Genomic DNA, 13824 nt, shown 5'->3' with positions numbered 1-13824 from the left:
CCGAAAGTTTCGGTTTGGGATCGCTCCCAGTCTCGCTGTTGACGTGTTACATCGCGTATACCTAAGCTCCAGGCATCGAAATTATCGGGGGGGTCACGAAAGTTTCGTCACGCTGAGGAGAGGACCCCAATGAAACGCAGTGTCGTCCTGATCGCGGCCGCCGTGCTCCTCGCCGGCTGCGGCAACAGCGGAGAGGCCGCGGGTCCTCAGCAGAGCCAGGCGGGCTCCCCGGCCAAGGTGACGTTCGAGTGGTGGCACCTGTCCACGACCGAGCCGCTGAAGTCGATCTACGCCAAGCGGGCCAAGGAGTACATGGCCGAGCACCCCAACGTGACCATCAAGATGACCGTGCTGGAGAACGACGCCTACAAGTCGAAGCTGACGACGGTCACGCAGTCCGGCAAGGCCCCCGACGTCTTCGCCACCTGGGGCGGCGGCGTGCTCAAGCAGCAGATCGACGCCGGGCTCGTCAAGGACGTCACCGGCGACGTCGGCGACGTCATCGGCGGCTTCACCCCCGCGGCGCTCTCCGCGTACCAGTTCGACGGCAAGACCTACGCGCTGCCGACCGACATCGGCATGGTCGGCTTCTGGTACAACAAGAAGCTCTTCGCCAAGGCGGGCATCAGCGAGCCGCCCGCCACCTGGTCGGCGTTCCTCGACGACGTCAGGAAGCTGAAGTCCGCGGGCGTCACGCCGATCGCGCTCGCCGGCAAGGAGAAGTGGCCCGGCCACTACTACTGGGCGTACCTCGCGATGCGCATCGGCGGGCTCCCCGCCCTGCAGCAGGCCGCCGCCGACCACGACTTCACCAAGCCCGACTTCCTCGCCGCCGCGCAGCAGGTCAAGGCCCTGGCCGACCTGCAGCCGTTCCAGAACGGCTTCAAGGGCGCCGCCTACAGCACCCCCGACGGCCAGGCCGCGACGATGGGCGACGGCAAGGCCGCGATGGAGCTGATGGGCCAGTGGGCGCCGAGCGTCCAGAAGGACGCCGGCAAGGGCCTCGGCGACGACCTGGGCTTCTTCCCGTTCCCCGCGGTCGAGGGCGGCAAGGGCGCCGTCACCGACGCGTTCGGCGGGGGCGGCGGCATGGCTCTGGGAGCCCAGGCCCCGGGCGAGGCGCTGGACTTCGTCAAGTTCCTCACCGAGAAGACCAACCACAGCGAGGCCGTCACGGCGGGCGCCGTGCTGCCGGTGCTCAAGGGCGAGGAGAGCGCGGTCAAGGACCCGAACCTCAAGGTGGTGGCCGACGCGCTGGCCTCGGCGACCGGTTTCCAGCTCTTCCTCGACCAGGCCTACCCGCCCGCCGTCGGCCAGGAGGTCAACGACGCCGTGGCCCAGGTCATCAACGGCGCCAAGACGCCGGAGCAGGCCGTGCAGTCCATCACCGAAGTGGCCAAGAGCGAGAGCGAATGACGACGTTGACCCGGGGGCCGGAGGCGCGCCCGCTTCCGGCCCCGGCCGCCCGCGCCCGGGTGAGACGCCGCCGGTCGGTGACCATCGCCCTGTTCGTGCTCCCCGCGCTGGTGCTGTTCCTCCTGCTGGTCGTCGCGCCGATCCTCATCGCCATGTACTCCAGCGTGTTCCGCTGGAACGGCTTCGGCGGCCTGCCCGCGAACTTCATCGGCCTGGACAACTTCACCCGCCTGTTCGGCACCGAGGTCTTCCGCGACGACCTGTGGCACCTGGTCGTGCTCATCGCCTTCTCGGTCTGCGTGCAGCTGCCGTTCTCGCTCGGCATCGCGATGCTGCTGCACCAGCGCATCAGGGGGCGCGCCCTCTACCGGCTCGTGTTCTTCGCGCCGTACGTGCTGTCCGAGGTGATCACCGGTGTGCTGTTCTCGCTGATCCTGTCGCCGGAGTCCGGGATGGCGAACCAGCTCCTGCGCGCCGTGGGGCTGGAGTCGCAATGGCTGTCCGACCCCGGCTCGGTGATGTACTCGCTCTTCCTCGTCATGACGTGGAAGTACTTCGGCTTCCACATGATGATCTACCTGGCGGGGCGGCAGAACATCCCCGAGGAGCTCATCGAGGCCGCCAAGATCGACGGCGCGGGGCCGTGGAAGGTGTTCAGGCACGTCACCCTGCCGCTGCTCGGCCCCACGGTCAGGATCAGCGTGTTCCTGTCGGTCATCTACACCATCCAGCTCTTCGACCTGGTGTGGATCCTCACGCAGGGCGGTCCTTCGCACTCCTCCGAGACGATGGCCGTGACCATGATGGAGTGGGGCTTCAAGCGCTCCCAGGTCGGCTACGCCAGCGCCGTCAGCGTCGTGATGTTCGCGCTGAGCCTGGTCTTCGCCCTCGTCTACCAGCGGCTCGTGATGCGCCGCGACCTCGAGGGCGCCACCACTTCCATCGGAGGCCGGCGATGAGACACGCCAAGAACGCGGTGCGGAGGAACACCCTCCCCCTGCACGCCGTCGCGTGGATCGTGGGCGCGTTCATCCTCGTCCCGATCGTGTACGCCGTGCTGGGCGGCTTCAAGCACAACAACCAGCTCTCCAGCAACCCCTTCGGGCTGCCCGACCCCTGGGTGGCCGGCAACTACACCGCCGTGCTGGCGTCCGGGTCGTTCTGGCGCCAGCTCTGGAACAGCACGTTCATCGCGGTCGCCTCGACCGCGCTGGTCGTCGCGCTGTCGGCGCTCGCGGCGTTCGTCTTCGCCAGGTTCGCCTTCCGCGGCAGGGAGCTGCTGTTCACGCTGTTCACGGCCGGGCTGATGTTCCCGTTCGCGGTGGCCATCCTGCCGATCTTCGTGCTGCTGCGCACGTTCGGACTGCTGGACAACCCGCTCGGCGTCATCCTCACGCAGGCCGCCTTCGGCCTGCCACTGACGATCATCATCCTGCGGCAGTTCTTCCGCGGCATCCCGGGCGAGGTCGAGGAGGCGGCGACGCTCGACGGCTGCTCCACGTTCGGGTTCTTCTGGCGCATCCTGCTGCCGATGGCGCGGCCCGCGCTGGCCACCGTCTCCGTGCTGGCCCTCGTCGGGAGCTGGAACAACTTCATGCTGCCGCTGGTGGTCTTCAGCGACGAGTCCGCCTGGACGCTGCCGCTCGGCGTCCAGCAGTTCCAGGGCCAGTACGCCTCGGACACCGCCCGCATCCTCGCCTACCTCGTCCTGGCCATGGTGCCCGCTCTCGGCTTCTACGCCATCGCTGAACGCCACCTGGTCGGTGGACTGACCGCAGGTGCTACGAAAGGTTGACCATGCTGCACGTGTCCGGAACCCAGCTCGTGACGGACGACCACACGCCGGTTCGGCTGCGCGGGGTGGGACTCGGGGGCTGGATGAACATGGAGAACTTCATCACCGGCTACCCGGCGAACGAGACGGCGATGCGGCTCGCCGTGCGCGACGTGCTGGGCGACGAGCGGGCGGAGCTGTTCTTCGACCGGCTGCTCACCTCGTTCTTCACCGAGCGGGACGCCGACCTGCTGGCGGGCCTCGGCATGAACTGCGTGCGCATCCCGGTGAACTACCGCCACTGGGAGTCCGACGACCGCCCCCTGGAGATCGACGAGCGCGGCTTCCGCCACCTCGACCGGGTGATCGGCCTGCTCGGCGAGCGCGGCGTGTACAGCGTGATCGACCTGCACGCGCTGCCGGGGGCGCAGAACCAGCACTGGCACTCCGACAACCCGACGCACGTCGCCGCGTTCTGGCAGCACCGCCACTTCCAGGACCGCGCCGTGCACCTGTGGGAGGCGATCGCCGACCACTACCGCGACTACCCGTGGGTGGCGGGCTACAACCCGGTCAACGAGCCCGGCGACCCGACCGGGAAGGTGGTGGGGCCGTTCTACGACCGGCTGGTCAAGGCGGTGCGCGCGGCCGACCCCCGGCACGTCCTGTTCCTGGACGGCAACACCTACGCCACCGACTTCTCGGTGTTCCGCGAGGTGTACGAGAACGCCGTGTTCGTCATGCACGACTACGCGCTGGCCGGGTTCGCCCACGGCGGGCCGTACCCCGGGCACACGCGCGGCGAGTGGTGCGACCGCGACCAGCTGGAGCAGACCTTCGAGCGGCGCTCCCGCTTCCAGCGCGAGACCGGCACGCCGCTGTGGGTGGGCGAGTTCGGCCCGGTCTACACCGGCGACCCCGCCGTCGACGAGCAGCGCTACCGGATCCTGCGCGACCAGCTCGACATCTACGACGCCCACGGCGCCGGGTGGTCGCTGTGGACGTACAAGGACGTCGGGCTGCAGGGGCTGGTGCACGCGACGGGCCTGTACCTGGAGCGGTTCGGCGCCTTCATCGCCAAGAAGCGGCGGCTCGGGGCCGACCGGTGGGGTTCGACGATGGAGGAGTCGGCGGCGGAGCTGGCGCCGCTGCACGCGCTCCTGGAGCGGGAGTTCCCGGCGTGGAAGCCGTACCCGTGGGGGGCGCGCTACCAGACCGACGACCTGATCAGGCACATCCTCATCGCCCAGGCGCTGCTGCCGGAGTACGCCGAGCTGTTCCGCGGGCTGGGCGACGACGAGCTGATCGCCCTGGCCGACTCGTTCGCGCTGGAGCGGTGCGTGCGCCGCCGGCCGCTGCTCGACCTGCTGGGGGAGAACCTCAGCCGATGATCATCGCATAGTGGGCTGAATCACGCCACACAAACTGTCGCTTTCGGTGCTTGCGCTGGGTATGCTTCGGCTGCCCTAATTTAGGTAAGCCTTTCCTCAGCGCTGGGAGTGACGGTGTTCGCCAGCTACCTCATCGGACTGCGCGAGGGACTGGAGGCGACACTCGTCGTCTCGGTCCTCGTGGCATTCCTGGTCAAGAGTGACCGCAAGGACAAACTGCCACTCGTCTGGACCGGTGTGGCCGCCGCGGTCGCGCTGTCCGTGGGGTTCGGCGCGCTGCTGACCTTCACCGCGGCCACCCTCGGTCACACCGGCCAGGAGCTGTTCGACGCGATCACCTCGCTGCTCGCCGTCGTCTTCGTCACCTGGATGATCTTCTGGATGCGGCGCACCGCCCGCGCGCTGTCCGGCGAGCTCAGGGGCAAGCTCGCCGACGCGCTCCAGATGGGCTCGCTCGCCGTCGTCGTCATGGCCTTCCTCGCCGTCGCCCGCGAGGGCCTGGAGACCGCGCTGCTGTTCTTCGCCTCCGTGCAGGGCGCCACCACCGACCTGACGCCGCTCACCGGCATCCTCCTCGGCCTGCTCACCTCCGTCGCGATCGGCTGGGGCCTCTACCGCAGCGCCGTCAGGATCAACCTCACCAAGTTCTTCACCTGGACCGGCCTGCTGCTCATCCTGGTCGCCGCCGGCATCTTCAAGTACGGCGTGCACGACCTCCAGGAGGCCAACCTCCTCCCCGGCCTGACCACGTACGCGTTCGACATCAGCGCCGTCCTGCCCGCCGACTCCTGGTACGGCGCCCTGCTGTCCGGCATGCTCAACATCACGCCGCAGCCCAGCGTCGCCGAGGTCGTGGCGTGGCTGGTCTACCTCGCGCCCACCCTCTACTTCTTCCTGCGCCCCCAGCGCGTCACCCCCACCGCCGCCCCGGCCCCGTCCGCCTCGGCCTGAAACAGGAGCACACCGTGCGTACCAGCATCCGCCTGTCCTTCGGCGCGCTCGCGCTGGCCGGGCTGACCACCGGCCTCACCGCCTGCGGCGGCTCCCAGGCCCCGGCCGCCGGGGGCGGCGCGGCCGAGCCCGGGAAGATCACGGTGGCGGCGTCCGACACCGAATGCAAGGTCGCCGCGACCGAGGTCGCCGCGGGCACCAGCACGTTCACCATCACCAACGGCGGCAGCAAGGTCACCGAGTTCTACGTGTACGCGCCCGGCGACCGGGTCATGGCCGAGGTCGAGAACATCGTCCCCGGGCTGACCCGCGAGCTCGTCGCCGAGCTGCCCGCCGGCACGTACGAGGCGGTGTGCAAGCCCGGCATGGTGGGCAAGGGCATCCGCAACCCGCTCAAGGTGACCGGAGAGCACAAGCCGCTCAGCGCCGACGCCAAGCTGTCCGAGGCCGTCGCCGGGTACAAGCGGTACGTGAAGACGCAGAGCGACACCCTGCTGGTCAAGACCCAGGAGTTCGTCGACGCGGTCAAGGCCGGCGACATCGCCAAGGCCAAGGAGCTGTACCCGGTGTCACGGACGTACTGGGAGCGCATCGAGCCCGTCGCGGAGATCTTCGGCGACCTCGACCCCGCCATCGACGCGCGCGAGGCCGACCTCGCCGCGGGCGAGGAGTGGACCGGCTTCCACCGCATCGAGAAGGACCTGTGGGTCGGCAAGGACATCAGCAAGGACGGCCCCGTCGCCGACAAGCTGATCGCCGACGTCAAGACCATCGTCCAGAAGGCGAACGCCACCGAGCTGACCCCGCTCCAGCTCGCCAACGGCGCCAAGGGACTGCTCGACGAGGTGGCGTCCGGGAAGATCACCGGCGAGGAGGACATCTGGTCGCACACCGACCTGTGGGACTTCGACGCCAACCTGGAAGGCTCCAAGGCGGCCGTCCAGTCGCTGCGGCCCGTGCTCGAAGAGCGCTCCCCCGAGCTGGTCAAGACCCTCGACGAGAAGTTCGCCGCGGCCGAGGCCGCCCTTGAGACGCACCGCAAGGGCGACGGCTGGCGGCTGCACAACGAGCTGTCCAAGGCCGAGCTGAAGGCGCTGTCCGACGCGATCAACGCGCTGGCCGAGCCGATCAGCAAGATCGCACCGATCGTCGCGAAGTAACGGGAGGCAACGCGATGGGCCAGCGCATGAGCCGCAGAAGCCTGTTCGGCCTGGGCGCGGCAGGGGCGGCGGTGCTGGGGGCGGGCGCGGTCGCGTCCCGCGGCATGCTGGAGGAGGAGCCGGCCCTCGTGGCCGCGTCCTCGACCTCCTCGGCGTTCCCCTTCTACGGCGAGCACCAGGCCGGCATCGTCACACCCGCGCAGGACCGGCTCCACTTCGTCGCCTTCGACGTGATCACCGACAAGCGCGCCGAACTGGTCGACCTGCTCCAGGAGTGGACGGCCGCCGCCGCCCGCCTCACCCAAGGCAAGGACGCGGGCACCTTCGGCGCGGTCGGCGGCGCGCCCGAGGCCGCCCCGGACGACACCGGCGAGGCGCTCGGCCTGCCGCCGTCCGGGCTGACGCTGACCATCGGCTTCGGCCCCTCCCTGTTCGACGACAGGTTCGGGATCGCCTCCAAGCGCCCGGCCGCGCTCGCCGACCTGCCCAAGTTCCCCGGCGAGCAGCTCGTCCCCGAGATCTCCGGCGGCGACATCTGCGTGCAGGCGTGCGCCCACGACCCGCAGGTCGCCGTGCACGCCATCCGCAACCTCGCCAGGATCGGCTTCGGCAAGGTCTCCGTCCGCTGGTCCCAGCTCGGCTTCGGGCGCACGTCGTCCACGTCGCGCGCCCAGGCGACGCCGCGCAACCTGTTCGGCTTCAAGGACGGCACCAACAACATGAAGCTGGAGGACGCCGACCTGCTGCGCGACCAGCTCTGGGCCTCCGGGGAGGACGGCAGCGCCTGGATGGCGGGCGGCAGCTACATGGTCACCAGGAAGATCCGCATGACGATCGAGACCTGGGACCGCTCGTCGCTGCAGGAGCAGGAGCAGATCTTCGGCCGCGACAAGGGCGAGGGCGCGCCGCTCGGGCAGAAGAAGGAGTTCGACCCGGTGGACTTCGCCACCAAGGGCCCCGACGGCCAGACCGCCATCAGGGACGACTCCCACGTCAAGCTCGCCCACCCGAGCAGCAACGGCGGCATGCACCTGCTGCGCAGGGGCTACAACTTCGTGGACGGCTCCGACGGGCTCGGCCGGCTCGACGCCGGACTGTTCTTCATCGCCTACCAGCGCGACCCTCGCAAGCAGTTCGTGCCCGTACAGATGCGGCTGGCCAGGCACGACGCGCTGAACGAGTACATCAAGCACGTCTCCAGCGGGCTGTTCGCCTGCCCGCCCGGAGTCAGGGACGCCGGCGACTACTGGGGCCGCGCCCTCTTCGAGAACTGACCCGTTCCCAGCGATCCGAGGGGCGGCCGGGGCGGGGGGCTGGGGGCGGGGGCTTCGGGGTTTGTCGGCGCGGTCTGGTAGGACAGGACCGCCCGACCGCCGACCGAGGACCCCACCACCGTGACCCCCAACAACGCCCCCTCGCACCCCTCCGACCGCGACAGCGGGGACCCGTCCAGCTCCCCCGACCCCCACGGCGGGGACGCCTCCCATCCCTCCGGATCCTTCGCCTCCGGATCCTTCGCCGCCGGCCCGGTGGCCGGCCGTCCCGACTCCGGCGATACGTTCGTGCCCGGGAGCGCGCTCGACGACTGGGACCAGCCCTGGCGCACCGCCTTCGCCGGGCTCCCCGTCCTGTACGCCGAACAGGCGCCGCAGGGTCCCGGCCCCGTCGCCTGGCTCCTGAACGACGAGACCGACCTCCGCGACTCGGCGTCCTCGGCCCTGTCCGCCGAGCTCGACGACCTCCTGGCCAAGGTGGGCCCGTCCGGCGTGCGGGCCATCGCCGTCCAGGGATACGGCGCGCGCAACGCCCCCGAGGTGCTGGCCGCCCGCGCCGCCGACCTGCCCGAACTGCGGGCCGTGTTCCTCGGCGCGGTGCCCGCCGAGTTCTGGGAGATCTCCTGGATCCGGCACGGCGACATCACGCCGCTGCTGGAGGCGTACCCGAAGCTGGAGCGCCTCGACGTGCGCGGCAGCGAGGGCCTGCGGCTGCGGCCCGTCACGCACGAGCACCTGAGGGTCCTGCGGTTCGAGACCGGCGGCCTGCCGGGCGAGGTGGTCAGAGGGGTCGCCGCGGCGTCCTTCCCCGGCCTGCGGCACCTGGAGCTGTGGCTCGGCGTCGACGAGTACGGCGGCGACTACACCGTCGCCGACCTGGGCCCGATCCTGTCGGGCGAGCGGCTGCCCGCGCTGCGCCGCCTCGGCCTGTGTGACAGCCCGCTGCAGGACGACCTCGCCGCCGCCGTGGCCGGCGCGCCCGTCGTGCCGCGGCTGGAGGAGCTGAGCCTCAGCATGGGCGTGCTCACCGACACGGGCGCCGAGGCGCTGCTCAGCGGCCAGCCTCTCACCCACCTGCGCCGCCTCGACCTGCACCACCACTTCCTGACCCCCGGCATGGCCGACAGGGTGCGGCTCGCGCTGCCCGGCGTGGACGTCGACCTGTCCGAGGCGCAGCACGAGGACGCCGACTGGGCGTACGTGGCGGTGAGCGAGTGAGCGTGCGGTTCGGGGTGGTGGGCGCCCCGGGCGACCGGCGGGTGACGCTGTTCCGCGACGCCGTGGTGGCGCGCGGGCTGGCCGAGCCGTACGTCATCGCCTGGCCGGACGTCCTGTCCGGCCGGCCCCTGGCCGCGCCCCCCGGATCGCTGCTGCGCGTCGACTCGCCCGGCGAGGACGCCGAGGCCGACGCCCTGCTGCGCGGCCCCGGCGACCCGGCCAGGGTCGGCGGCGGCGCGGCCTGGTACGCCGGGTTCACCGCCGGGCTGGACCGGGTCGCCGCCATCCCCGGCGTGCGCCTGCTGCGCGATGCCGGCGAGACGGCGGTCCTGTTCGACAAGCGGCGCTGCCACGCCGTGCTGGAGGCGGCCGGGGTGCCGGTCCCCCCGGCGTTCCCGGCCGGCTCGTACGCCGAGCTGCGCGCCGGGATGGCGGAGCGCGGCTGGTCCCGGGTGTTCGTGAAGCCCGCGCACGGCTCGTCGGCGTCCGGCGTGATCGCCCTCCAGGCGGCCGGGCACCAGGTCAAGGCCGTCACCTCGGCGGCCTGGACCGGCGGCGCCCCGCGCAACTCCCTGCGGCTGAGCTCCTACGCCGCCGAGGAGGAGGTACGCCGCCTCGTCGACTTCCTCGGCCCCGACGGCCTGCACGTCGAACGCTGGTTCCCGAAGGCGTCGCTGGGCGACGGCCGCGTGTTCGACCTGCGGGTCGTGGCCGTCGCCGGCCGTCCGACGCACGCCGTCGTACGGGCGAGCCGCGCCCCCATGACGAACCTGCACCTCGGCGGGGGGCGCGGCGACCTCGACGTGGTGCGGTCGCGGCCGGAGCTGTGGGAGCGGGTGCTCGACGTGTGCGCGCGCACCGCCGCCTGCTTCCCCGGCAGCCCGAGCGTCGGCGTGGACGTCATGGTGGGCGCGGACTTGCGGTCGGTGGCCGTGGCGGAGGTCAACGCGTTCGGTGACCTGCTGCCCGGCCTGCCCGACCTCGCGGGGAACGGCCGCGACACGTACGCCGAGCAGGTGGAGGCGGCGCTGGCGGCCGAGGCCCGGCGGGAGGAGGTGACGGCGCGTGGACAGGCGTGAGACGGCCGGCGGTAAGGCGGACCTGCGCGAGGCGGACACGCGAGGGACGGACCTGCGCGAGGCCGACACGCGTGGGACGGACACGCGCGAGGCGGACATGCCTGAGATGGACATGCGTCAGATCGTGGGCAGCCACGACATCCTGCTCGTCACGCTCGACACGCTGCGCTACGACGTCGCCGCCGAACTGGCCGGCGCCGGGCTGCTGCCCAACCTGCTGCCCCCCGGCGTCTCATGGGAGCGGCGGCACAGCCCCGGCAGCTTCACGTACGCCGCCCACGCCGCCGTCTTCGCCGGGTTCCTCCCCACCCCCGTCACGCCGGGGCCGCATCCGCGGCTGTTCGCGGCCACGTTCCCCGGCAGCGAGACCACCGCGGAGCACACCTGGGTGTTCGACGCCCCCGACCTGCCCACCGGCCTCGCCCGCGCCGGGTACCACACCGTCTGCGTCGGCGGTGTCGGCTTCTTCAACAAGCTGACCCCGCTCGGCTCGGTGCTGCCCGCGCTGTTCGCCGAGAGCCACTGGGCGCCCGAGTTCGGCGTGACCAGCCCGTCGTCGCTGGAGCACCAGATCGACTGCGCCGCGGCGGCCGTACGCGGCAGGCGCGAGCCGGTCTTCCTGTTCGTCAACGTCTCGGCCCTGCACCAGCCGAACCACTTCTACCTGCCCGGCGCCACCGGCGACTCCCTGGAGACGCACGCCGCCGCCCTGCGGTACGTCGACCGGCACATCGGCCGCCTGTACGCGCTGATGCGCCGCCCCTGCCTGGTCATCGTGTGCTCCGACCACGGCACCGCGTACGGCGAGGACGGCCACGTCGGGCACCGCATCGGCCACGAGGTCGTCTGGACCGTCCCCTACGCGCAGTTCATCTTGGAGCGACATGCGACCCTATGAGGGTTACGTCTACGCCTATCCGCACAAGACGGCGTACCGGCCGCTCGACCCCCGTCCGGCGCTGGCCGACGTCTGGGCCGGGGAGCGCCCAGGGGCGCTGTACGTGCACATCCCGTTCTGCGAGATGCGCTGCGGCTTCTGCAACCTGTTCACCCGCACGGGCGCGCCGGAGAGCCTGGTCTCCGCCTACCTCGACGCCCTGGAACGCCAGGCCACGGCCGTCCGCGCCGCCCTGAACGCCGCGGCCCCGGCCTCCACGGCGCCGGGGCCTTCCGGCGGTCTCGGCGGCGCTTCCGGCGGATTCGGCGGCGCTTCCGGCGGATTCGGGGGCGCTTCCGGCGGATTCGCCACGGCGGCGATCGGCGGCGGCACGCCCACGTACCTGTCGGCCCAGGAACTGGAGCGCCTGTTCGACCTGACCGAGCGCACCATGGGCGTCGACCTCACCGCCGTCCCGCTCTCCGTCGAGACCTCACCCGCCACCGCCACCCCCGACCGGCTCTCGGTGCTGGCCGAGCGCGGCACCACCCGGCTGTCCATCGGCGTGCAGAGCTTCGTCGACGCCGAGGCCCGCGCCGCCGTCCGCCCGCAGCGGCGCTCCGAGGTCGAGGCCGCGCTCGACGCCATCCGCGCCTGCGGCGTGCCCGTGCTCAACATCGACCTCATCTACGGCATCGACGGGCAGACCACCGCGTCCTGGCTGCACTCCCTGGAGACGGCGCTCACCTGGCGGCCCGAGGAGCTGTTCCTCTACCCCCTGTACGTCCGCCCCCTCACCGGCCTCGGCAAACAGGGCAGGGCCTGGGACGACCAGCGCATGGAGCTCTACCGCACCGGCCGCGACCGGCTGCTCGACGCCGGGTACGAACAGGTGTCCATGCGCATGTTCCGCCTGCCCGGCACCGCCGCGTCCACCGCCTACTGCTGCCAGACCGACGGCATGGTGGGGCTCGGCTGCGGCGCCCGGTCGTACACGAGCGGCCTGCACTACTCCTTCGACTACGCCGTCGGCGCCAGGCACGTCCGCGCGATCATCGACGAGTACGTGGCCCGCGACGACTTCGCCCACGCCGACGTCGGCTTCCACCTCGACCAGGCCGAGCGCAGGCGGCGCCACCTCATCCAGTCGCTGCTGCAGGCCGAGGGCCTGTCCAGACCGCTGTACGCCGCCAGCTTCGGCACCGACGTCCTCGACGACTTCCCCCTCGACGGCGACGTGCTCGCGCCGTTCGCGCACTGGCTGGAGGTGGACCCCGGCGTCGTCAGGCTCACCCCCGAAGGGCTCGCCCACTCCGACGCCATCGGCCCCGCCCTCTTCTCCCCCGGCGTCAGCGCCCGCATGGAGGGGTACGCCGCGTGCTGACCATCCTCTACCGCGGGCCGCTCGCGAGCTGCGACTACGACTGCGCGTACTGCCCCTTCGCCAAGCGCCGCGACACCCCCGAGCAACTGCGCGCCGACCGGGCCGCGCTCGAACGCTTCACCGCCTGGGTCGCCGCCCAGGACTTCACCGTGTCCGTGCTGTTCACGCCCTGGGGCGAGAGCCTGGTGCGTTCCTGGTACCGGCGGGCGCTCGTCGACCTGTCCTGGCTGCCCAACGTCGCCAAGGTCGCCGTCCAGACCAACCTGAGCTGCCGCACCGACTGGCTGTCCGCCGCGTCCGAGCGGGCCGCGCTGTGGGTGACGTACCACCCCACCCAGGTGCCGTACGAGCGGTTCCTCCGCAAGGTGCGGGCGCTGCCGGTGCGGCACAGCGTGGGCGTCGTCGGCGACCCGGCGCACCTCGACGCCGCCCGGCGGCTGCGCGCCGACCTCCCGGCCGAAACGTACCTGTGGGTGAACGCCGAGGAAGGCCGCCTCTACACCGACGCCGAGGCGGCCGAGTGGACGGCGATCGACCCGCTGTTCCCGTACAGCCGGTTCCCGCACACCACCGCGGGACGGCCCTGCCGCACCGGCGACAGCGTGATCTCCGTGAACGGCGAAGGGACCGTGCGCCGCTGCCACTTCGTACCCGAGGTGCTCGGCAACCTCTACGACGGGACGTACCGCCCGAACCTGCGCCCCCGGCCCTGCCCGGCGGCGACCTGCGACTGCCACATCGGCTACGTCCACCTGGAGCCGCTCGGACTCTACGACGTCTTCGAGGGCGGCATCCCGGAACGCATCCCCGCCACCTGGCCCCTCACCCCCTGACGACCTGAAGCCGACTTCGGCCCCACCGCCTGCGCCTCTCGGGCCGCGACACCCGCCACCCGAGGCGCTCGCCCTGCCAAGGCGCTGCGGTATGAGGTACGCAGCGCTCACCCTCCCGGCCCGCCATGCTGAGAGAGACGTCGGCATCCTACGAGGGACGCCCGCCTCAAAGAGACGGACGCCTGGAGCCCCAGGAGATGGACGCCCGGGGTCAAGTGAGAACGCCGGCGTCCTGCGAAGACGCCCGTGCCCTGAGAGGGTGCCGGCGTCCTGTGCGGACCCGCGACTGAGGGACGTCCGCGTCCTGTTGAACGCCGCCTCTTGACGGGGCGCCGCCTCCTGGCGGGGGCGGCCACGTCCTGTGCGGACACCCACGTCCTCAGAGGCGGCAGCACACCCCACGGCACAGTCCGCGTCCGCGTGCTCCTCGTCCGCCTGCGAGGTGACCGGAGCGCGAGATGACCGGG

The 13824-nt window shown here is 71.5% G+C and carries 12 protein-coding genes; all 12 read left to right on the top strand.

The genetic code is table 11. The annotated features are described in order from the left end of the window. Positions 1 to 129: 129 nt before the first annotated feature. The 12 genes from BMX74_RS34265 (at position 130) to BMX74_RS34210 (ending at position 13357) form a co-directional block, all read left to right on the top strand. Complete coding sequence (locus BMX74_RS34265) at positions 130 to 1416, top strand: extracellular solute-binding protein (RefSeq protein WP_055506863.1); 1287 nt, start codon at positions 130 to 132, stop codon at positions 1414 to 1416. Further along, positions 1413 to 2375 carry a carbohydrate ABC transporter permease gene (locus tag BMX74_RS34260; RefSeq protein ID WP_091104700.1) on the top strand — a complete coding sequence of 321 codons (963 nt, stop codon included), beginning with the start codon at positions 1413 to 1415 and terminating at the stop codon, positions 2373 to 2375. Before BMX74_RS34265 ends, BMX74_RS34260 begins: the two co-directional genes overlap by 4 nt. Continuing rightward, positions 2372 to 3211, top strand: a complete 840-nt coding sequence (locus BMX74_RS34255) for a carbohydrate ABC transporter permease (RefSeq protein WP_055506861.1) — start codon at positions 2372 to 2374, stop codon at positions 3209 to 3211. Before BMX74_RS34260 ends, BMX74_RS34255 begins: the two co-directional genes overlap by 4 nt. Positions 3212 to 3213: 2 nt before the next feature. Then, entirely contained in the window at positions 3214 to 4581 is a 1368-nt protein-coding gene (locus BMX74_RS34250; RefSeq protein ID WP_055506860.1) for a glycoside hydrolase family 5 protein, read from the top strand. A 114-nt stretch (positions 4582 to 4695) separates the two neighbouring features. Continuing rightward, positions 4696 to 5532 (top strand): iron uptake transporter permease EfeU, encoded by an 837-nt coding sequence (efeU, locus tag BMX74_RS34245; RefSeq protein ID WP_055506859.1) that lies wholly within the window; start codon positions 4696 to 4698, stop codon positions 5530 to 5532. A gap of 14 nt (positions 5533 to 5546) precedes the next feature. Further along, positions 5547 to 6692, top strand: a complete 1146-nt coding sequence (gene efeO, locus BMX74_RS34240) for an iron uptake system protein EfeO (RefSeq protein WP_055506858.1) — start codon at positions 5547 to 5549, stop codon at positions 6690 to 6692. A gap of 26 nt (positions 6693 to 6718) precedes the next feature. Then, positions 6719 to 7966, top strand: a complete 1248-nt coding sequence (efeB, locus tag BMX74_RS34235) for an iron uptake transporter deferrochelatase/peroxidase subunit (RefSeq protein ID WP_177227619.1) — start codon at positions 6719 to 6721, stop codon at positions 7964 to 7966. 120 nt (positions 7967 to 8086) lie between these two features. Then, positions 8087 to 9184 (top strand): STM4015 family protein, encoded by a 1098-nt coding sequence (locus BMX74_RS34230; protein WP_256257438.1) that lies wholly within the window; start codon positions 8087 to 8089, stop codon positions 9182 to 9184. Beyond that, complete coding sequence (locus BMX74_RS34225) at positions 9181 to 10263, top strand: STM4014 family protein (protein ID WP_337959872.1); 1083 nt, start codon at positions 9181 to 9183, stop codon at positions 10261 to 10263. Before BMX74_RS34230 ends, BMX74_RS34225 begins: the two co-directional genes overlap by 4 nt. A 112-nt stretch (positions 10264 to 10375) precedes the next feature. Then, on the top strand, positions 10376 to 11161 hold the full coding sequence (locus tag BMX74_RS34220; protein WP_177227624.1) for an STM4013/SEN3800 family hydrolase: 786 nt from the start codon (positions 10376 to 10378) through the stop codon (positions 11159 to 11161). Beyond that, positions 11148 to 12524: an STM4012 family radical SAM protein gene (locus BMX74_RS34215; RefSeq protein ID WP_091104695.1), complete on the top strand. Its 1377-nt coding sequence runs from the start codon at positions 11148 to 11150 to the stop codon at positions 12522 to 12524. Before BMX74_RS34220 ends, BMX74_RS34215 begins: the two co-directional genes overlap by 14 nt. Beyond that, positions 12518 to 13357: an STM4011 family radical SAM protein gene (locus tag BMX74_RS34210; protein WP_082535429.1), complete on the top strand. Its 840-nt coding sequence runs from the start codon at positions 12518 to 12520 to the stop codon at positions 13355 to 13357. Before BMX74_RS34215 ends, BMX74_RS34210 begins: the two co-directional genes overlap by 7 nt. The last annotated feature ends 467 nt before the right edge of the window (positions 13358 to 13824 follow it).

Source organism: Nonomuraea pusilla (assembly GCF_900109355.1).
Taxonomy (GTDB): Bacteria; Actinomycetota; Actinomycetes; order Streptosporangiales; family Streptosporangiaceae; genus Nonomuraea; species Nonomuraea pusilla.
This window is presented reverse-complemented; position numbering and strand designations above follow the sequence as displayed.

What these genes read in the sequence shown, in the direction of transcription:
- BMX74_RS34265 (WP_055506863.1), top strand. Translation starts at nt 130, where the DNA reads ATGAAACGCAGTGTCGTCCTGATCGCGGCCGCCGTGCTCCTCGCCGGC.
- BMX74_RS34260 (WP_091104700.1), top strand. Translation starts at nt 1,413, where the DNA reads ATGACGACGTTGACCCGGGGGCCGGAGGCGCGCCCGCTTCCGGCCCCG.
- BMX74_RS34255 (WP_055506861.1), top strand. Translation starts at nt 2,372, where the DNA reads ATGAGACACGCCAAGAACGCGGTGCGGAGGAACACCCTCCCCCTGCAC.
- BMX74_RS34250 (WP_055506860.1), top strand. Translation starts at nt 3,214, where the DNA reads ATGCTGCACGTGTCCGGAACCCAGCTCGTGACGGACGACCACACGCCG.
- efeB (WP_177227619.1), top strand. Translation starts at nt 6,719, where the DNA reads ATGAGCCGCAGAAGCCTGTTCGGCCTGGGCGCGGCAGGGGCGGCGGTG.
- BMX74_RS34220 (WP_177227624.1), top strand. Translation starts at nt 10,376, where the DNA reads ATGCGTCAGATCGTGGGCAGCCACGACATCCTGCTCGTCACGCTCGAC.
- BMX74_RS34215 (WP_091104695.1), top strand. Translation starts at nt 11,148, where the DNA reads ATGCGACCCTATGAGGGTTACGTCTACGCCTATCCGCACAAGACGGCG.